The sequence below is a fragment of the Rhizobium album genome, assembly GCF_003122325.1.
GTDB classification, from domain to species: domain Bacteria; phylum Pseudomonadota; class Alphaproteobacteria; order Rhizobiales; family Rhizobiaceae; genus Metarhizobium; species Metarhizobium album.
Map to the genome: position 1 here is coordinate 290,198 of NZ_QFBC01000006.1, position 18,311 is coordinate 308,508.

Sequence of the window (18,311 nt, forward strand, 5' to 3'; positions counted from 1 at the left end):
TCTTTTGCGGGTGCAATTGGCAAATCATGATAAGGACCCCATTGCTCTCTTTTCGAGATCCAATGCGGCCCGGCGATTGGCAATACCCAAAAATCTCCTCCGGATGACGACATCCGGAGGAGAAACTCGTCAGAAGTTCAGGCCGCCTTCGCGGGCTGCTTCTGCAAGTGCCTTGATACGGCCGTGATAGATGAACGCGCCACGGTCGAAGACGACGTCCTTGACGCCGGCCTTGACGGCACGTTCGGCAACCAGCTTGCCGACGGCAGCAGCGGCTGCCGTATCGGCGCCCGTCTTCAGAGACGGACGCAGAGTGGTGTCGAGGGTCGAGGCGGACGCGAGCGTACGACCTGCGACATCATCGATAACCTGTACGTAGATGTTCTTCGACGAGCGATGAACCGACAGGCGCGGACGGCCATTGGCCACCGACTTGAGGTGACGGCGCACGCGGTTGGCGCGACGTGCAAGTGCTTCTTTCCTGCTAGCCATTTCGCGTGATCCTTACTTCTTCTTGCCTTCTTTGCGGACAATCCGCTCTTCCGCGTACTTGACGCCCTTGCCCTTGTAGGGCTCGGGACCGCGGTATTCGCGAATTTCGGCCGCAACCTGGCCGACCTGCTGCTTGTTGATGCCTGAAACGATGATTTCCGTCGGCTTCGGCACAGCAATGGTGATGCCGACCGGCGGCTCATACACCACGTCGTGGGAGAAACCGAGTGCCAGCTGCAGGTTCTTGCCCTGGAGCGACGCGCGGTAACCGACGCCGTTGATTTCAAGCTTGCGCTCGAAGCCGTCCTTGACACCCTTGAAGATGTTCTCGACCATCGTGCGGGACATGCCCCACTTGGAACGAGCACCCTTGGTTTCGTTGGCCGGCTGGACAACGACGGCGTTGTCTTCCAGCTTCACGGAGATATCGTCATTTGCGACGAAAAACAGTTCGCCTTTCGGGCCCTTTGCAGTCACCTTCTGGCCATCAACGGTGGCCGTGATCCCTGCAGGAACCGGAACGGGCTTCTTACCGATACGAGACATTTTTCAATCCTGTCTGTTCGCTATGGAGAGATCCCTGCCCTGTCTTAGAAGACAGAGCAAAGAACCTCGCCGCCAACGTTCTGTTCGCGAGCCTGGTGATCGGCCATCACGCCCTTCGGAGTCGAAAGGATGGTGATGCCGAGGCCGTTCGCGACCTGCGGAATGGACTTGACCGAGACATAGACCCGGCGGCCCGGCTTGGAGACGCGGCCGATCTCACGGATCACGGACGCACCTTCATAATACTTGAGTTCGATTTCCAGCTCGGTCTTGCCGTTGTCGAAGGTGACTTCGGAATAACCGCGAATATAGCCTTCGGCCTGCAGGACATCGAGAACGCGTGCACGGAGCTTCGAAGCCGGAGTGGATACCGAGTTCTTGCGGCGGGCAGCGCCGTTACGGATACGGGTGAGCATATCGCCCAAAGGATCAGTCATAGTCATGTGCCCGTCTCCTTACCAGCTCGACTTGACAATACCCGGCACCTTGCCGGTATTGCCCAGTTCGCGCAGTGCAATACGCGACATCTTCAGCTTGCGATAGAACGCACGCGGACGACCGGTCACTTCGCAGCGGTTGCGAATGCGCGTCTTCGATCCGTCGCGCGGCAGTTCTGCCAGCTTCAGGGTTGCCTTGAACCGGTCTTCGATCGGAAGAGACTGGTTCATGATGATCGCCTTCAGGGCGGCCCGCTTGGAGGCTTGGCCTGCAACGATCTTGCGGCGGCGCTTGTTCTTTTCGACTGCGCTTGTCTTCGCCATATCGAGTTCCTTTTCTACGCTCGTCGTTACGGTTACGTACGGAACGGGAAGTTGAACTCTTTCAGGAGAGCTCGTGCTTCGTCGTCCGTCTTTGCCGTCGTGCAAACGATGATGTCCATGCCCCACATCTGATCAACCTTGTCGTAGTTGATCTCCGGGAACACAATGTGCTCCTTGATGCCCATGGCGAAGTTGCCACGGCCGTCGAAGGACTTCGGGTTCAGGCCGCGAAAGTCGCGAACGCGCGGCAGCGCGATGTTGACCAGGCGATCCACGAATTCATACATGCGGGCGCCGCGCAGGGTGACCTTCGCGCCGATCGGCATGTGCTCGCGGACCTTGAAGCCTGCGATAGAGTTACGCGCCTTGGTGATCACCGCCTTCTGGCCGGCAATCGCAGCGAGGTCGGCAGCAGCGACGGACGGCTTCTTCGAATCAGCCGTGGCTTCGCCAACACCCATGTTGATCACGATCTTGTCGAGCTTCGGGATCTGCATCTCGTTTGCAAACGAGAACTGCTCCTGCAGGGCAGCGCGAATGCGAGAGACGTATTCCGTCTTGAGCCGCGGCTCATACTTTGTCTCAGCCATCGATCACTTCTCCCGAACGCTTGGCCACACGGACCTTCTTGCCTTCGATCACCTGGAAACCGACGCGGGTCGGCTTGCCATCCTTGTCGGCAACCGCGAGGTTGGACAGGTGGATCGAGGCTTCCTTGTTGATGATGCCGGCTTCCTGCGTCTGCGTCTGGCGCTGATGGCGCTTCACGACGTTGACGCCGCGAACGACCGCGCGGTCTTCCTTCGGCATAACCTGGAGTACTTCGCCGGTGCGGCCCTTGTCCTTGCCGGCCAATACGACGACCTTGTCGCCCTTACGAATCTTTTGCATCGCCATCGCTCCTTACAGTACTTCCGGAGCCAGCGAGATGATCTTCATGTGGTTCTTGGCGCGAAGTTCGCGCGGAACCGGTCCGAAGATACGGGTGCCGATCGGCTCTTTCTTATTGTCGATAAGAACAGCTGCGTTATTATCGAAACGGATGACGCTGCCGTCCGGACGACGGATGTCCTTTGCGGTGCGCACGACAACCGCCTTCATCACGTCGCCCTTCTTGACGCGGCCGCGCGGAATGGCTTCCTTGATCGAGACGACGATGATGTCGCCGATCGAAGCGTACTTGCGCTTGGAGCCGCCCAGCACCTTGATGCACATGACACGACGTGCGCCGGAATTATCCGCCACGTCGAGGTTTGTTTGCATCTGAATCATGTCAGGTCGCCTTCTTGTTGTTACCGGACCGGTTGGGCACGCCTCGCGACAGCCCCCTGTTCCAGCTTATGAAATTCTCTAATTCTCGCGCGGGATCGATCGTGCCAGGGTGGTTTCCCAACGGGACCTTCCGTGCGCATTAAAGCAAAAGACGCCCGCGAACGAGCGTCCTTGCGCTGCTTCATACAGAATTTCGCGCCAGAAGCAAGGCCCCGGCGCGAAACTTCTGAAATTAAGCGTGGGAGGCTACGACCGTCCAGCGCTTGTCCTTGGAGATCGGCGCGCATTCCTCGATGGAAACGATGTCGCCGGTCTTGTACTGGTTGGTTTCGTCGTGCGCCTTGTACTTCTTGGAGCGACGGACGGTCTTCTGGAGCAGCGGGTGAGCGAATCGACGCTCGACCCGGACCACGACGGTCTTGTCGTTCTTGTCGCTGACGACGACGCCCTGCAGAATGCGTTTCGGCATATTGTTCTTCCTTAGGCCTTGGCTTCTGCCGCCTTCTGGCGGGCAATGGTTTTGATTCGCGCGATGTCCTTGCGGACTTCGTTGATGCGAGAGGACTTTTCGAGCTGGCCGGTCGCCTGCTGGAAGCGCAGATTGAACTGCTCCTTCTTCAGCTTGGCAAGCTCGTCCTTGAGCTGATCGGCGCTGAACGCACGAACGTCGGATGCCTTCATGGTCTCAATCCTCACTCTGCAATGCGCTGTACGAAGCGCGTCTTGACCGAGAGCTTGGCAGAGCCCAGGCGAAGTGCCTCACGGGCAATTTCTTCGCTGACGCCATCGATCTCAAACATCATACGACCGGGCTTGACCTTGCAAGCCCAGTATTCGACGGAACCCTTACCCTTACCCATACGAACTTCGGTCGGCTTGGCCGTCACCGGAACGTCAGGGAACACGCGGATCCACACTCGGCCCGCGCGCTTCATGTAGCGGGTGATCGCGCGGCGAGCCGCTTCGATCTCGCGGGCATTGACGCGGTTCGGTTCCTGCGCCTTGAGGCCGAATTCGCCGAACGCCAGGTCAGAGCCACCCTTGGCAACGCCCTTGATGCGGCCCTTGAACTGCTTGCGGTACTTGGTACGCTTTGGCTGCAACATTTTCTTATTCTCCGAACTTATCTTTCGCCAACGCTAATCAAGCGTTTTCGCGACGACGATCGCGGTCGCGATCCCGGTCACGATCTCTGCCACCGGAACCCTGCGCATCGCCTTCGAGCGCACGACGCTCGGAAGCCATCGGATCGTGCTCAAGGATTTCGCCCTTGAAGATCCAGACCTTGATGCCGCAGATACCGAAAGCGGTTTCAGCTTCTGCCGTACCGTAATCGATGTCGGCGCGCAGCGTGTGCAACGGCACGCGACCTTCACGGTACCATTCCGTACGGGCGATTTCCGCGCCGCCGAGACGGCCGGCGCAGGTGATCTTGATGCCTTCGGCGCCGAGACGCATGGCCGACTGAACGGCACGCTTCATCGCACGGCGGAATGCCACGCGGCGCTCGAGCTGCTGGGCGATCGACTGGGCGACGAGCGTCGAGTCGATTTCCGGCTTGCGCACTTCAACGATGTTGAGGTGCGTTTCCGAATTGGTCATCTCGGAAAGCTTCTTGCGAAGCTTCTCGATGTCGGCGCCCTTCTTGCCGATGATCAGGCCCGGACGAGCCGAGTGGATCGTGACGCGGCACTTCTTGTGCGGACGCTCGATGACCACCTTGGCGATACCGGCCTGCTTCAGCTCTTCCATCAGGTAAGCGCGGATTTTCAGGTCTTCGTGCAACAGCTGGCCGTATTCGGCGTTGTCGGCGAACCAACGGCTGTCCCAGGTACGGTTGATGCCGAGGCGGAAACCGATCGGATTGATTTTCTGACCCATTATGCGGCCTCCCCGGCTGCTTCGACTTCGCGAACGACGATCGTCAGATGCGCAAACGGCTTTTCGACGCGCGATGCGCGGCCACGACCACGAGCGTGGAAACGCTTCATGACGATGGACTTGCCGACGTAGGCTTCTGCGACGATCAGCGAGTCAACGTCGAGATCGTGGTTGTTCTCGGCATTCGCGATGGCCGACTCAAGAGTCTTCTTGACGGTGCCGGCGATCCGCTTGCGCGAGAATTCCAGCTCTGCGAGTGCACGGTCAACCTTCTTGCCGCGGATCATCGCGGCAACCAGGTTGAGCTTCTGGGGGCTGACGCGGATCGTGCGCGCAACAGCTTGCGCCTCATTATCCTTCAGCCGGCGTTCGGCTTTAGCCTTGCCCATAATTACTTCCTCTTCGCCTTCTTGTCCGCACCGTGACCGTAATAGGTCCGGGTCGGAGAGAATTCGCCAAACTTGTGACCGACCATGTCTTCGTTGACGCTGACCGGAACGTGCTTGCTGCCGTTGTAGACGCCGAAGGTGAGACCGACGAACTGCGGCAGGATCGTGGAGCGACGGCTCCAGATCTTGATTACTTCGCTGCGACCGCCTTCACGAACCTTCTCAGCCTTCTTGAGAAGATAGCCGTCAACAAACGGGCCTTTCCATACTGAACGAGCCATTCCTGACTACCTCTCTTACTTCTTGCGCTGATGGCGCGAACGCATGATGAACTTGTCGGTCGACTTGTTCGAACGAGTCCGCTTGCCCTTGGTCGGCTTGCCCCACGGGGTGACCGGATGACGGCCGCCCGAGGTGCGGCCTTCACCACCGCCGTGCGGATGGTCGACCGGGTTCATGACGACGCCGCGAACGTGCGGACGCTTGCCGCGCCATACGGAACGACCGGCCTTGCCGTCATTGATGTTGCCGTGGTCCGGGTTCGAAACGGCACCGATGGACGCAAGGCAGGAGCCGTGCACCAGGCGCTGTTCGCCGGAGTTGAGACGAAGGATCGCCATGCCCTGGTCACGACCGACGAGCTGGGCGTAGGTGCCTGCCGAACGGGCGATCTGACCGCCCTTGCCCGGCTTCATCTCGACGTTATGAACGATGGAACCGACCGGGATGTACTGCAGGGGCATGGTGTTGCCCGGCTTCACGTCGACGGCCTTGTCCGAAGCGATGACCTTGTCGCCAGCAGCGAGGCGCTGCGGAGCGATGATGTAGGCCTGTTCGCCGTCGGCGTAGTTCACCAACGCGATGAATGCGGTACGGTTCGGGTCGTATTCCAGACGCTCGACGGTGCCTTCGATGTCGAACTTGCGACGCTTGAAGTCAACGAGACGGTAGGTCCGCTTGTGACCGCCACCCTGGAAACGGACGGTGATGCGGCCGAGGTTGTTACGACCGCCCTTCTTGGAGAGACCCTCGGTGAGCGTCTTGACCGGCTTGCCCTTCCACAGGCCCGACCGGTCGACGATGACCAGCTGTCGCTGGCTCGGGGTCGTCGGATTAAAAGTCTTCAATGCCATTTTTTCAATCCTCAGAGGCCGGTTGACACGTCAATCGACTGACCTTCGGCCAGCGTGACGATCGCCTTCTTGACGTCCTTGGTCCGACCAGGGATGCCGCGGAAACGTCTGGTCTTGCCCTTGCGGACGAGCGTATTGACAGCCTTGACCTTGACGCCGAAGAGCGCTTCGACGGCAGCCTTGATTTCCGGCTTCGTCGCAGTCTTGGCAACGTTGAACACGACCTGGTTATGATCGGAAACCAGCGTCGACTTTTCGGTGATCGACGGGGTGACGATCACATCATAGTGGCGAAGATCCGTCATTTGAACCGCTCCTCCAGAGCTTCGACTGCAGCCTTGGAAAGCACGAGCTTGCCGCAACGCAGGATATCGTAAACATTGATGCCCTGGATCGGCAGAACATCGATGTTCGGGATGTTCCGGGCAGCGAGCTTGAAGTTGTTGTCCAACTCGGCGCCACCGATGAAGAGGGCGTTGGTGAGGCCGAGCGATGCGAATGCACCGGACAGAGCCTTGGTCTTGGCTTCGGCAGCAACCAGCTGATCGAGGACGATAACGTCTTCGGACTTCAGCTTGGCCGACAGGGCATGACGCAGAGCGAGAGCACGAACCTTCTTGGGAAGGTCATGTTCGTGGCTGCGGGAAACCGGACCGTGAGCCTTGGCACCGCCGCGGAACTGCGGAGCACGAGCGGAGTGATGGCGGGCGCGGCCCGTACCCTTCTGCTTGTACATCTTGGCGCCGGTGCGGGACACTTCGCCGCGCGTCTGCGACTGGTGCGTACCCTGCTGCTTCTTGGCCAGCTGCCAGCGAATCATGCGGGCGAGGATATCTTCGCGGGGTTCGAGGCCGAAGATGGCGTCCGAAATGGAAACCGTACCGGCGTCTTTGCCCTCAAGTGTTTTGACGTTCAATTCCATCGGTATGGCTCCTTACTTCGCGGACGCTTTGACGGCATCGCGAACGACGATCCAGGAACCCTTGGAACCCGGTACTGCGCCCTTGACGAGAATCAGGCCACGCTCCCCATCGGTCGAAACGACTTCGAGGTTCTGCGTCGTGACGCGGGTCTGGCCCATGTGACCAGCCATGCGCTTGCCCTTCCAGACACGGCCCGGATCCTGGTTGGAACCGGTCGAACCGTGCGAACGGTGCGAGACGGAAACACCGTGCGTTGCACGCAGGCCGCCGAAGTTGTGGCGCTTCATGGCACCAGCAAAACCCTTACCGATCGTCGTGCCGGTGACGTCGACGAGCTGGCCAGCGGCGAAATGATCCGCCTTCAGCTCGGTGCCGATGTCGATCAGATTGTCTTCCGAAACGCGGAACTCGACCATCTTGGCCTTGGGCTCGACGCTTGCAGCGGCGAACTGGCCACGCAGGGCCTTCGTGGTATTCTTTACTTTTGCCTGGCCTGCGCCGAGCTGTACGGCGACGTAGCCGTTCTTGTCGGCGGTGCGCTGGGCAACCACCTGGCAGTTTTCCAAGCGCAGTACCGTTACCGGGATATGCTCGCCGGCGTCGTTATAGACCCGGGTCATTCCCACTTTCTGTGCAATCACACCTGAACGCATAGGTTCAATCCTCTTGAGAGTCGCGTCGGGATCGAAAAAGATCCCTGCCCGCCTCCTTGTTTAAGGATTCCGCTAGAGTCCTCACGGACTTTCGGGTTTCCCGTTTCGAGAAGTCGTTGGCAGCAACTGCCACGTACCTTCCTTGTTATTTCGGCTCTCGCCGGAATTACTGCTTAGAGCTTGATCTCGACATCAACGCCGGCAGCAAGGTCGAGCTTCATCAGAGCGTCGACGGTCTGCGGGGTCGGATCAACGATATCCAGGAGACGCTTGTGGGTGCGCATCTCGAACTGTTCGCGGCTCTTCTTGTCAACGTGGGGGGAGCGGTTGACAGTGAATTTTTCAATCCGCGTAGGAAGCGGCACCGGACCACGAACCGAAGCGCCCGTGCGCTTGGCCGTCGAAACGATTTCCCGCGTGGAGGCATCAAGAATCCGGTGATCAAACGCCTTGAGGCGGATACGGATATTCTGGCCGTTCATTCGAGTTATCCTTGTTATCGTTGTTAAGCGAACACCCCAATGGGCCGTTCGTCATTCGTTTCCGGGTGCTGATGCTTCAAAGAACACAAAGAGCAAATCGCCCTCTGTCCGTTTCTGCAATTCGACCCGCACATATACGGATTTGACGTCCGATACAACAACCGAACGTCCGCGAAAGCGAATTTTTTCGCTTTCGTCCATTCGAGAGGCTCAAGTCTTCAAACCCGAGCTTCGACCAGCAATTAATCAAGCAAGCGCGGTCCGGAGACCGCGCTTGCCAAAGAGCCGTTACTCGATGATCGAGGCAACGATGCCGGCGCCGACGGTGCGGCCGCCTTCGCGGATAGCGAAGCGCAGCTTTTCTTCCATCGCGATCGGAACGATCAGTTCGACGGCAACCGTGACGTTGTCGCCCGGCATCACCATTTCCGTGCCTTCCGGCAGCGAAACGATACCCGTCACGTCCGTCGTGCGGAAGTAGAACTGCGGGCGGTAGTTGGTGAAGAACGGCGTATGACGACCGCCTTCTTCCTTCGTCAGGATGTAGGCTTCGGCCATGAACTTCTTGTGCGGCTTGACCGAACCCGGCTTGCACAGGATCTGGCCACGCTCGACGCCGTCACGGTTCACACCGCGAACCAGCGCGCCGATGTTGTCGCCGGCCTGGCCCTGGTCGAGCAGCTTGCGGAACATTTCAACGCCGGTCACCGTCGTCTTCGACGTCGGGCGGATGCCGACGATCTCGACTTCTTCACCGACCTTGACGATACCGCGCTCGACGCGGCCCGTCACGACCGTACCACGGCCCGAGATCGAGAACACGTCTTCGATCGGCATCAGGAACGGCTGGTCGATCGGACGCTCAGGCGTCGGGATGTAGGCATCGACAGCGGCCATCAGTTCGCGGATCGCGTCTTCGCCGATCTTCTTGTCCGAATCTTCGAGGGCAGCCAGAGCCGAACCCTTGATGATCGGAATGTCGTCGCCCGGGAATTCGTAGGACGACAGAAGTTCGCGGACTTCCAGCTCGACGAGCTCGAGAAGCTCGGCGTCGTCAACCTGGTCGACCTTGTTGAGGAACACGACGATCGCCGGAACGCCGACCTGGCGGGCGAGCAGGATGTGTTCGCGCGTCTGCGGCATCGGGCCGTCTGCGGCAGAGCAGACCAGGATCGCGCCGTCCATCTGGGCGGCACCGGTGATCATGTTCTTGACGTAGTCGGCGTGGCCGGGGCAGTCGACGTGCGCATAGTGGCGGTTCGGCGTCTCGTATTCGACGTGTGCCGTCGAGATGGTGATGCCGCGGGCCTTTTCTTCAGGGGCCGCATCGATCTGGTCGTAGGCCTTGAACTCGCCGAAGTACTTCGTGATCGCCGCCGTCAGCGACGTCTTGCCGTGGTCAACGTGGCCGATCGTACCAATGTTGACGTGCGGCTTGTTGCGCTCAAACTTACTCTTTGCCATTTTCGGCTCTCCGTTTTCTTAATCCCCCGTAAAGGGGGTTATCTCTGTTTCTTTCAGAAGCCCGAGGGCCGATTACTTCTGGCCGGAATACTTGGCCTGGATTTCCGTGGCAACGTTCGACGGGACCGGCGAGTAGTGATCGAAGGTCATCGAATACTGTGCACGACCCTGCGACATGGAGCGCAGGTTATCCACGTACTTGAACATGTTGGCCAGCGGAACGTGCGCGTTGATGACAACGGCAACGCCACGCGCTTCCTGACCCTGGATCTGACCGCGACGGGAGTTGAGGTCACCGATCACGTCACCGACGTAATCTTCCGGGGTCACGACTTCGACCTTCATCATCGGCTCGAGAAGCTGTGCACCAGCCTTCTTGGCTGCTTCACGGAAGCAGGCGCGCGAGGCGATTTCGAAGGCGAGGACCGACGAGTCGACGTCATGGAATGCACCGTCGATCAGGGTAGCCTTGACGCCGAGCATCGGGAAGCCCGCGAGCGGACCGGAGCTCAATACGCTTTCGATACCCTTCTGAACGCCCGGGATGTATTCCTTCGGAACAGCACCGCCGACGATCTTCGATTCGAAGACGAAATCTTCGCCATCCGGGTTCGGTTCGAACACCAGCTTGACGCGGGCGAACTGACCGGTACCGCCGGACTGCTTCTTGTGGGTGTAGTCTTCTTCGTGCTTCTTCGTGATGGTTTCGCGATAAGCAACCTGCGGAGCACCGACGTTGGCTTCGACCTTGAACTCGCGACGCATACGGTCGACGATGATGTCGAGGTGAAGTTCACCCATGCCGGCAATGATCGTCTGGCCGGATTCCTGGTCGGTCTTGACGCGGAAGGACGGGTCTTCGGCCGCCAGGCGGTTGAGCGCGAGGCCCATCTTTTCCTGGTCGCCCTTGGACTTCGGCTCGATGGCGATCTGGATGACCGGCTCGGGAAATTCCATGCGCTCGAGGATAACCGGCTTCAGGGGATCGCAGAGCGTGTCGCCCGTGGTGGTTTCCTTGAGGCCGGCGAGAGCAACGATGTCGCCTGCGAAGGCTTCTTCGATGTCTTCACGGCTGTTGGAGTGCATCTGCAGCATGCGGCCGACACGCTCGCGCTTGTCCTTGACCGTGTTCATGACCGACGAGCCCTTTTCGAGCTTGCCCGAGTAGATGCGGGCAAACGTCAGCGAACCGACGAAGGGGTCGTTCATGATCTTGAATGCGAGCATGGAAAGCGGCTCGGCGTCGTCTGCGTGACGCTCGATTTCGGTTTCAGTCTTCGCGTCGATGCCCTTGATCGCCGGAATGTCGAGCGGCGACGGAAGGTAATCGACAACGGCGTCGAGCAGCGGCTGCACGCCCTTGTTCTTGAAGGCGGTGCCACAGAACATCGGGTGGAACTTCACTTCGATCGTACCGCGGCGGACCAGTGCGCGGATCTGGTCGTTGTCGGGAAGGTTGCCTTCCAGATAGGCTTCGGTCGCGGCTTCGTCGATCTCGACAACCGTCTCGATCAGCTTTTCGCGATATTCCTCGGCCTTGGCCTTCATGTCTTCCGGAATTTCGACGACGTCCCACTGGGCGCCGAGCGATTCGTCGCGCCAGACGAGAGCGTTCATCTCGACCAGGTCGATAACGCCCTTGAACTCGGTTTCTGCGCCGATCGGCAGCTGCATGACCACGGCGGTAGCGCCGAGACGGGTCTTGATCATTTCTACCGAGCGGTAGAAGTCAGCTCCGGTCTTGTCCATCTTGTTGCAGAAGATCATCCGCGGGACGTTGTACTTCTCAGCCTGGCGCCAGACGGTTTCCGTCTGCGGCTCGACGCCGGCGTTGGCGTCGAGGAGGGCGATGGCGCCGTCGAGCACGCGCAGCGAACGCTCGACTTCGATGGTGAAGTCGACGTGGCCGGGGGTGTCGATGATGTTGAAGCGGCGAGCCTTGCCGTCACGGCCCTTCCAGAAGGTCGTGGTGGCAGCGGAGGTGATCGTGATGCCACGCTCCTGCTCCTGCTCCATCCAGTCCATCGTGGCTGCGCCGTCGTGCACTTCGCCGATCTTGTGCGACTTGCCGGTGTAGTAAAGAATACGCTCGGTGGTCGTGGTCTTGCCGGCGTCGATATGCGCCATGATACCGAAATTGCGGTAGTCTTCGATTTTGTATTCGCGAGCCATAGGGACTGCCTTTCAAAAATTTCCGTCGATTACCAGCGATAATGCGAGAATGCGCGGTTCGCGTCGGCCATCTTGTGGGTGTCTTCGCGCTTCTTGACGGCGCTACCACGGTTGTTGGCGGCATCCATGAGCTCGCCGGACAGGCGATCGACCATGGTGGTTTCGTTGCGCTTGCGGGCAGCCGTGATCAACCAGCGAATGGCCAGAGCCTGACGGCGCTCCGGACGAACATCGACGGGAACCTGGTAGGTCGCACCACCGACGCGGCGCGAACGGACTTCGACGTGCGGCGCAATGTTGTCGAGCGCGCTGTGGAAGATACCGAGGGGTTCCTGCTTGGTCTTGGACTGAACCGCATCGAAGGCACCGTAAACGATGCTTTCAGCAACCGACTTCTTGCCGTGAAGCATGATGGCGTTCATGAACTTGGTAACAACGAGATCACCGAACTTCGGATCCGGATTAATTTCGCGCTTTTCTGCACTGTGACGACGGGACATACGACTTGTCTCTCAATAGTTAAGACGCCTTACCACGCGGAGTACCTCGCGCGGCGCCGAATTCATAAAACCGAAGATTACTTCGGACGCTTCGCACCGTACTTGGAACGGCGCTGCTTGCGGTTCTTGACGCCCTGGGTGTCGAGAACGCCGCGGATGATGTGGTAGCGAACGCCCGGCAAGTCCTTGACGCGACCGCCGCGGATCATGACCACGGAGTGTTCCTGAAGGTTGTGACCCTCACCCGGAATGTAACCGATGACTTCGAAGCCGTTGGTCAGGCGGATCTTGGCAACCTTACGAAGCGCCGAGTTCGGCTTCTTCGGGGTCGTCGTGTAGACGCGGGTGCAAACGCCACGCTTCTGCGGGTTTTCCTGAAGGGCAGGAACCTTGTTGCGCTTTACGTTCGCCTGGCGCGGCTTGCGGATCAGCTGGTTTACGGTAGGCATATAACCATCCCTTGCAAAACTTGTCTCTAGAACCCTTCCGGGTTCCACTCTAGCCGTTTCCGGCGGTGACCACACGCTTCTCTCATGCACAAAATGTGGCCCGATCCGCCGTCAACGGATGAACCACGATTGGAAGCAGAGGACGCACGTCTCGGTGCGTCTTGCGTGCAGCATTTGTATTCAACGTGCGTATGAAACCTTGTTTGAGGTATACTCCAGGACGCGTCGTCCCGAACAGCCATGCCTCACATGGATTTCGATGTGCGGCGTACTACTGTTTTAACCCCGTCCCGTCAAGGCCATTCGCGAATATTCTCGCTTTGTGCCGCCGCGAAGCCTTGATCCGCAGGGCTTTGCAGCGTCGGCACCGATAAAACACAAACGCACCGCAATATGTTTTATGCATTCGCGCCGTTTGCGTTTAAATATTTGTCAACCAAGTCGGACGACGCCCCGCCTGCAATTTCGATTCGGTTCTTCGAATCGCCGTTCATCGCCACACAAGGAAAATGGTATGATCACTCTCCCCGACAACGATAACAATACCGATGATCCGATGGTCTTCATCATTATCGGCAAGGCCTACGAACAGGACGGCGGCGAGGGTATCGACCTGCACATCATGCTGCGGGCTCCCGACGACGATTCGGCGGTACGCGAAGCGCTGAACGCCCTCTCCGAGGAAGGCTTCCTCGAGGCAGACCTCGACCAGATCGGTACGATCACCGAGGCGCCGGTCGACGAGCCGCATGCCTCCGCCTATCAGGGCGCCCTCGAAGGCGAAGTCGCGATCATCCGCTTCGGCTGAACCGCCCTCACCCGCAGCAAACCGAAAAAAGCCGCCCGGATCGCTCCGGGCGGCTCTTTTTCGTCTGAAGAGTGTCCGGCCGATTATTCGGCCGGGGTGTTCTCGCCTGCAAGATCCTGCAGCATCGGCGTGGCGACGGCGACGCCGCTGCCCTTCTTGCGCTCCTCGAGGATGAGTTCGTCGCGCGAGGTGGCGATGCGGCGGATCTGCGTCATGGTGCCGCCGGTACCGGCCGGGATCAGGCGGCCGACGATGACGTTTTCCTTGAGGCCCTGCAGCGTGTCGGTCTTGCCGGCGATCGCAGCTTCCGTGAGAACCTTAGTGGTTTCCTGGAAGGATGCAGCCGAGATGAACGACGGGGTCTGCAGCGACGCCTTGGTGATGCCGAGCAGGACAGGATCGCCGTAGGCCGGCTTCTTGCCCATTTCGATCAGGCGGTCGTTGTTGTCCTCCAGCTCGATACGATCGACATTGTCGCCCACGATATAGTGCGAGTCGCCGGCATCGGTGATTTCCACCTTCTGCAGCATCTGGCGCACGATCACTTCGATGTGCTTGTCGTTGATCACGACGCCCTGCAGACGGTAGACTTCCTGGATTTCGTTCACGAGGTAGGAAGCGAGTGCCTCCACGCCCTTGATCGCCAGGATGTCGTGCGGCGCCGGGTTGCCGTCGAGGATGTAGTCACCCTTTTCGATGTAGTCGCCGTCCTGAAGATGGAAGGGCTTGCCCTTCGGGATCAGGTATTCGACCGGCTCGACACCGTCTTCCGCCGGCTCGATGAGGACACGACGCTTGTTCTTGTAGTCGCGGCCGAAGCGGATCGTACCGTCGATCTCTGCGATGACGGCATGGTCCTTCGGACGACGGGCCTCGAACAGTTCGGCAACACGCGGCAGACCACCGGTGATGTCCTTGGTCTTGGCGCTTTCCAGCGGCGAACGGGCAAGAACGTCGGCCTGGCTGACCTTGGTGCCCGGCTCGACCGAGAGAATCGCATCGACCGACAGCAGGAAGCGCGCTTCGCCGCCGCGCGCCAGCTTGGCAACGGCGCCGTTCTTGTCCTTGATGACGATCGCCGGCTTCAGGTCGGCACCGCGCGGCGTCGAACGCCAATCGATAACCTGACGCTTGGTGATACCGGTGGATTCGTCGGTCGCTTCGAGAACGGAGATGCCGTCGATGACATCTTCGAATTCGACCGTACCTTCGACTTCCGTCATCATCGGGCGGGTATAGGGGTCCCACTCGGCAAGACGCTGGCCGCGCTTCACCTTGTCGCCGTCGTCGACATGGATCTTCGATCCGTAGGCGACGCGCTGCGACGAACGCTCGACACCACGCTCATCGAGAATGGTAATCGCCATGCTGCGGCCCATGGCAACCAGAACGCCATCCGAGTTGCGCAGCATGTTGCGGTTCTTCATCTGCACCGTACCTTCGTACGACGCTTCGAGGAACGAGGAGTCAACCACCGTTGCCGTACCGCCAAGGTGGAAGGTACGCATGGTGAGCTGGGTACCCGGTTCGCCGATCGACTGTGCCGCGATGACGCCGACCGCTTCGCCCATGTTGACCGGAGTACCGCGTGCCAGGTCGCGACCGTAGCAGACGCCGCAGACACCGGTCTGGACTTCGCAGGTCAGCGCCGAGCGGATACGGATCGACTGGATACCAGCCTTCTCGATCTCGATGACATCGGGTTCGAGGATCATGCGGCCAGCATCGACGATGCGCTCACCCGTCAGCGGATGATCGATATCGTCCAGTGCCGTACGACCCAGAACGCGCGCGCCGATGGACGCAACGACCTGGCCGGCATCGACGATCGCCGTCATGGTAAGGCCCTTGTCGGTGCCGCAATCCACGAGGTTGACGATGCAATCCTGCGCGACGTCGACGAGACGACGGGTCAGGTAACCGGAGTTGGCCGTCTTCAAGGCGGTGTCGGCGAGGCCCTTACGGGCACCGTGGGTCGAGTTGAAGTACTCGTTGACGGTCAGGCCTTCCTTGAAGTTCGAGATGATCGGCGTCTCGATGATTTCACCCGACGGCTTGGCCATCAGGCCACGCATGCCGCCCAGCTGGCGCATCTGGTTCGGTGAACCTCGGGCGCCCGAATGGGACATCATGTAGATGGCGTTCATCGGCTTCTGGCGATTGGTGGCAGGATCGAACTCGACGGCCTTGATGCGGGCCATCATGTCTTCTGCAACCTTTTCGGTGGCCTTGCCCCAGGCGTCGACGACCTTGTTGTACTTTTCGCCCTGGGTGATCAGGCCGTCATTGTACTGCTGCTCGTATTCCTTGACCAGGCTTTCGGTGTCGCCAACGATCTTCGCCTTGGTTTCCGGAATGACCATGTCGTCCTTGCCGAACGAAATGCCGGCGCGGCAGGCATGGGCGAAACCGAGCTGCATGATGCGGTCGCAGAAAATCACCGTGTCCTTCTGGCCGCAGTGACGGTAGACCGTGTCGATCATCTTGGAGATGTTCTTCTTGGTCATTTCTTGGTTGCAGGTGTCGAACGGCACCTTGAAGTTCTTCGGCAGCAGTTCGCCGATGAGCATGCGGCCAGGCGTCGTTTCATAGATCTTGGAAACCGGCTTGCCTTCCTCGTCAACGGTCTTGAAGCGACCCTTGATCTTGGAGTGCAGTGTCACGACCTTGTTTTCCAGCGCGTGGTGCAGTTCGCCGATGTCGGAGAAGGCCATGCCTTCGCCCGGCTCGTTCTGGTTCAGGATCGAGAGGTAATAGAGGCCGAGAACCATGTCCTGCGACGGAACGATGATCGGTGCACCGTTGGCCGGATGCAGGATGTTGTTCGTCGACATCATCAGGACGCGGGCTTCAAGCTGGGCTTCGAGCGACAGCGGCACGTGAACGGCCATCTGGTCACCGTCGAAGTCGGCGTTGAAGGCCGTGCAGACGAGCGGATGCAGCTGGATCGCCTTGCCTTCGACCAGCATCGGTTCGAAGGCCTGGATGCCCAGGCGGTGCAGCGTCGGAGCGCGGTTCAGCAGGACCGGATGCTCGCGGATGACCTCGTCGAGGATATCCCAGACTTCCGGCTTCTCTTTTTCAACCAGCTTCTTGGCCTGCTTGACGGTCGAGGAGTAACCCTTGGCGTCGAGGCGGGCGTAGATGAACGGCTTGAACAGCTCGAGCGCCATCTTCTTCGGCAGGCCGCACTGGTGCAGCTTCAGTTCCGGACCGGTCACGATGACCGAACGGCCGGAATAGTCGACGCGCTTGCCGAGAAGGTTCTGGCGGAAGCGGCCCTGCTTGCCCTTGAGCATGTCGGACAGCGACTTCAGCGGACGCTTGTTGGCGCCGGTGATGACGCGGCCACGGCGGCCGTTGTCGAACAGCGCGTCTACAGATTCCTGCAACATGCGCTTTTCGTTGCGGATGATGATGCCCGGAGCGCGCAGTTCGATGAGGCGCTTCAGACGGTTGTTACGGTTGATGACGCGGCGGTAGAGATCGTTCAGATCCGACGTCGCGAAACGGCCGCCGTCGAGCGGAACCAGCGGGCGCAGGTCGGGCGGGATGACCGGGACGACCTTCATGATCATCCATTCCGGGCGGTTGCCGGATTCCATGAAGTTCTCGACGATCTTCAGGCGCTTCATCAGCTTCTTCTGCTTGAGATCCGACGTGGTGTCGGCAAGCTCGGAGCGCAGATCGCCAGCGATCTTTTCGAGGTTCATCGAAGCGAGCATCTCGAAGATGGCCTCGGCGCCGATCATCGCCGTGAACTGGTCTTCACCATATTCATCGACGGCAATCATGTATTCTTCTTCGGAAAGAAGCTGGTTTTCCTTGAGCGCCGTCAGGCCCGGCTCGGTGACGATGTAGTTCTCGAAGTAGAGAACACGCTCGACATCCTTCAGCGTCATGTCGAGCAGCGTGGAGATGCGGCTCGGCAGCGACTTCAGGAACCAGATGTGGGCAACGGGCGCAGCGAGCTCGATATGGCCCATGCGCTCGCGGCGAACGCGCGACAGGGTGACTTCGACGCCGCACTTTTCGCAGATGATGCCCTTGTACTTCATGCGCTTGTACTTGCCGCACAGGCACTCGTAGTCCTTGATGGGACCGAAGATGCGCGCGCAGAAGAGACCGTCGCGTTCCGGCTTGAACGTGCGGTAGTTGATCGTTTCCGGCTTCTTGATCTCACCGTACGACCAGGAAAGAATCTTCTCCGGAGACGCGATCGAAATCCGGATGGAATCGAAGGTCTGCGCAGGGACCTGCGGATTGAAAAGATTCATGACCTCTTGGTTCATGCCTGTCTCCTTATGGGGCGAAGACGCCCTCGGCTTGCGTTCAGGTCCGGCAATTCCCGGGAACCGGCCCGACGCTCAAAACAAGAATAACCGC

At 59.5% G+C, this 18,311-nt stretch carries 24 protein-coding genes; 1 reads left to right on the plus strand and 23 read right to left on the minus strand.

Features of this window, described 5'->3' with window-relative positions:
• Window positions 1-129: 129 nt before the first annotated feature.
• From rplR to rpsL, 22 genes are all read right to left on the minus strand, one after another.
• Window positions 130-492 (minus strand): 50S ribosomal protein L18, encoded by a 363-nt coding sequence (rplR, locus tag DEM27_RS15935; RefSeq protein WP_109459236.1) that lies wholly within the window; start codon window positions 490-492, stop codon window positions 130-132.
• Between the two features lie 12 nt (window positions 493-504).
• On the minus strand, window positions 505-1,038 hold the full coding sequence (gene rplF / locus DEM27_RS15940; RefSeq protein WP_109459237.1) for a 50S ribosomal protein L6: 534 nt from the start codon (window positions 1,036-1,038) through the stop codon (window positions 505-507).
• 44 nt (window positions 1,039-1,082) lie between these two features.
• Window positions 1,083-1,481, minus strand: coding sequence for a 30S ribosomal protein S8 (rpsH, locus tag DEM27_RS15945; RefSeq protein ID WP_109459238.1), 399 nt, complete (start codon window positions 1,479-1,481; stop codon window positions 1,083-1,085).
• A 12-nt stretch (window positions 1,482-1,493) separates the two neighbouring features.
• On the minus strand, window positions 1,494-1,799 hold the full coding sequence (rpsN, locus tag DEM27_RS15950) for a 30S ribosomal protein S14 (protein WP_109459239.1): 306 nt from the start codon (window positions 1,797-1,799) through the stop codon (window positions 1,494-1,496).
• 32 nt (window positions 1,800-1,831) lie between these two features.
• Entirely contained in the window at window positions 1,832-2,389 is a 558-nt protein-coding gene (gene rplE / locus DEM27_RS15955) for a 50S ribosomal protein L5 (protein WP_109459240.1), read from the minus strand.
• Entirely contained in the window at window positions 2,382-2,690 is a 309-nt protein-coding gene (gene rplX, locus DEM27_RS15960; protein WP_109459289.1) for a 50S ribosomal protein L24, read from the minus strand. The genes rplE and rplX overlap by 8 nt, the downstream gene beginning before the upstream one ends.
• Window positions 2,691-2,702: 12 nt before the next feature.
• On the minus strand, window positions 2,703-3,071 hold the full coding sequence (gene rplN, locus DEM27_RS15965; protein WP_007770138.1) for a 50S ribosomal protein L14: 369 nt from the start codon (window positions 3,069-3,071) through the stop codon (window positions 2,703-2,705).
• A gap of 232 nt (window positions 3,072-3,303) precedes the next feature.
• Window positions 3,304-3,540 carry a 30S ribosomal protein S17 gene (gene rpsQ, locus DEM27_RS15970; RefSeq protein WP_109459241.1) on the minus strand — a complete coding sequence of 79 codons (237 nt, stop codon included), beginning with the start codon at window positions 3,538-3,540 and terminating at the stop codon, window positions 3,304-3,306.
• 11 nt (window positions 3,541-3,551) lie between these two features.
• Window positions 3,552-3,752, minus strand: a complete 201-nt coding sequence (rpmC, locus tag DEM27_RS15975) for a 50S ribosomal protein L29 (RefSeq protein WP_109459242.1) — start codon at window positions 3,750-3,752, stop codon at window positions 3,552-3,554.
• Window positions 3,753-3,763: 11 nt separating this feature from the next.
• Window positions 3,764-4,177: a 50S ribosomal protein L16 gene (gene rplP / locus DEM27_RS15980; protein WP_003573792.1), complete on the minus strand. Its 414-nt coding sequence runs from the start codon at window positions 4,175-4,177 to the stop codon at window positions 3,764-3,766.
• Window positions 4,178-4,214: 37 nt separating this feature from the next.
• Complete coding sequence (rpsC, locus tag DEM27_RS15985; RefSeq protein ID WP_109459243.1) at window positions 4,215-4,952, minus strand: 30S ribosomal protein S3; 738 nt, start codon at window positions 4,950-4,952, stop codon at window positions 4,215-4,217.
• Window positions 4,952-5,341: a 50S ribosomal protein L22 gene (gene rplV / locus DEM27_RS15990; RefSeq protein ID WP_109459244.1), complete on the minus strand. Its 390-nt coding sequence runs from the start codon at window positions 5,339-5,341 to the stop codon at window positions 4,952-4,954. The genes rpsC and rplV overlap by 1 nt, the downstream gene beginning before the upstream one ends.
• A 2-nt stretch (window positions 5,342-5,343) precedes the next feature.
• Window positions 5,344-5,622 carry a 30S ribosomal protein S19 gene (rpsS, locus tag DEM27_RS15995; protein WP_028735901.1) on the minus strand — a complete coding sequence of 93 codons (279 nt, stop codon included), beginning with the start codon at window positions 5,620-5,622 and terminating at the stop codon, window positions 5,344-5,346.
• Between the two features lie 15 nt (window positions 5,623-5,637).
• Complete coding sequence (gene rplB, locus DEM27_RS16000; RefSeq protein ID WP_109459245.1) at window positions 5,638-6,474, minus strand: 50S ribosomal protein L2; 837 nt, start codon at window positions 6,472-6,474, stop codon at window positions 5,638-5,640.
• An 11-nt stretch (window positions 6,475-6,485) separates the two neighbouring features.
• Entirely contained in the window at window positions 6,486-6,779 is a 294-nt protein-coding gene (locus DEM27_RS16005; RefSeq protein ID WP_109459246.1) for a 50S ribosomal protein L23, read from the minus strand.
• Window positions 6,776-7,396, minus strand: coding sequence for a 50S ribosomal protein L4 (gene rplD, locus DEM27_RS16010; RefSeq protein ID WP_109459247.1), 621 nt, complete (start codon window positions 7,394-7,396; stop codon window positions 6,776-6,778). The genes DEM27_RS16005 and rplD overlap by 4 nt, the downstream gene beginning before the upstream one ends.
• Before the next feature lie 12 nt (window positions 7,397-7,408).
• Complete coding sequence (gene rplC, locus DEM27_RS16015; protein WP_109459248.1) at window positions 7,409-8,050, minus strand: 50S ribosomal protein L3; 642 nt, start codon at window positions 8,048-8,050, stop codon at window positions 7,409-7,411.
• Window positions 8,051-8,223: 173 nt separating this feature from the next.
• Entirely contained in the window at window positions 8,224-8,532 is a 309-nt protein-coding gene (gene rpsJ, locus DEM27_RS16020; protein ID WP_003507767.1) for a 30S ribosomal protein S10, read from the minus strand.
• A 288-nt stretch (window positions 8,533-8,820) separates the two neighbouring features.
• Window positions 8,821-9,996 carry an elongation factor Tu gene (gene tuf / locus DEM27_RS16025; RefSeq protein WP_109459249.1) on the minus strand — a complete coding sequence of 392 codons (1,176 nt, stop codon included), beginning with the start codon at window positions 9,994-9,996 and terminating at the stop codon, window positions 8,821-8,823.
• Window positions 9,997-10,068: 72 nt separating this feature from the next.
• A complete protein-coding gene (gene fusA / locus DEM27_RS16030) occupies window positions 10,069-12,168 on the minus strand; it encodes an elongation factor G (protein WP_109459250.1) in 2,100 nt (699 codons plus the stop codon).
• 29 nt (window positions 12,169-12,197) lie between these two features.
• Window positions 12,198-12,668, minus strand: a complete 471-nt coding sequence (gene rpsG, locus DEM27_RS16035) for a 30S ribosomal protein S7 (protein WP_109459251.1) — start codon at window positions 12,666-12,668, stop codon at window positions 12,198-12,200.
• Window positions 12,669-12,745: 77 nt separating this feature from the next.
• Window positions 12,746-13,117, minus strand: a complete 372-nt coding sequence (rpsL, locus tag DEM27_RS16040) for a 30S ribosomal protein S12 (protein ID WP_003547537.1) — start codon at window positions 13,115-13,117, stop codon at window positions 12,746-12,748.
• 514 nt (window positions 13,118-13,631) lie between these two features.
• On the opposite strand from rpsL, the gene DEM27_RS16045 reads away from it, so the two are divergent.
• Window positions 13,632-13,925, plus strand: coding sequence for a transcriptional regulator (locus DEM27_RS16045; protein WP_109459252.1), 294 nt, complete (start codon window positions 13,632-13,634; stop codon window positions 13,923-13,925).
• An 83-nt stretch (window positions 13,926-14,008) separates the two neighbouring features.
• Here DEM27_RS16045 and rpoC read toward each other — a convergent pair whose 3' ends face one another.
• Window positions 14,009-18,217, minus strand: a complete 4,209-nt coding sequence (rpoC, locus tag DEM27_RS16050) for a DNA-directed RNA polymerase subunit beta' (protein ID WP_109459253.1) — start codon at window positions 18,215-18,217, stop codon at window positions 14,009-14,011.
• Between the last annotated feature and the right edge of the window lie 94 nt (window positions 18,218-18,311).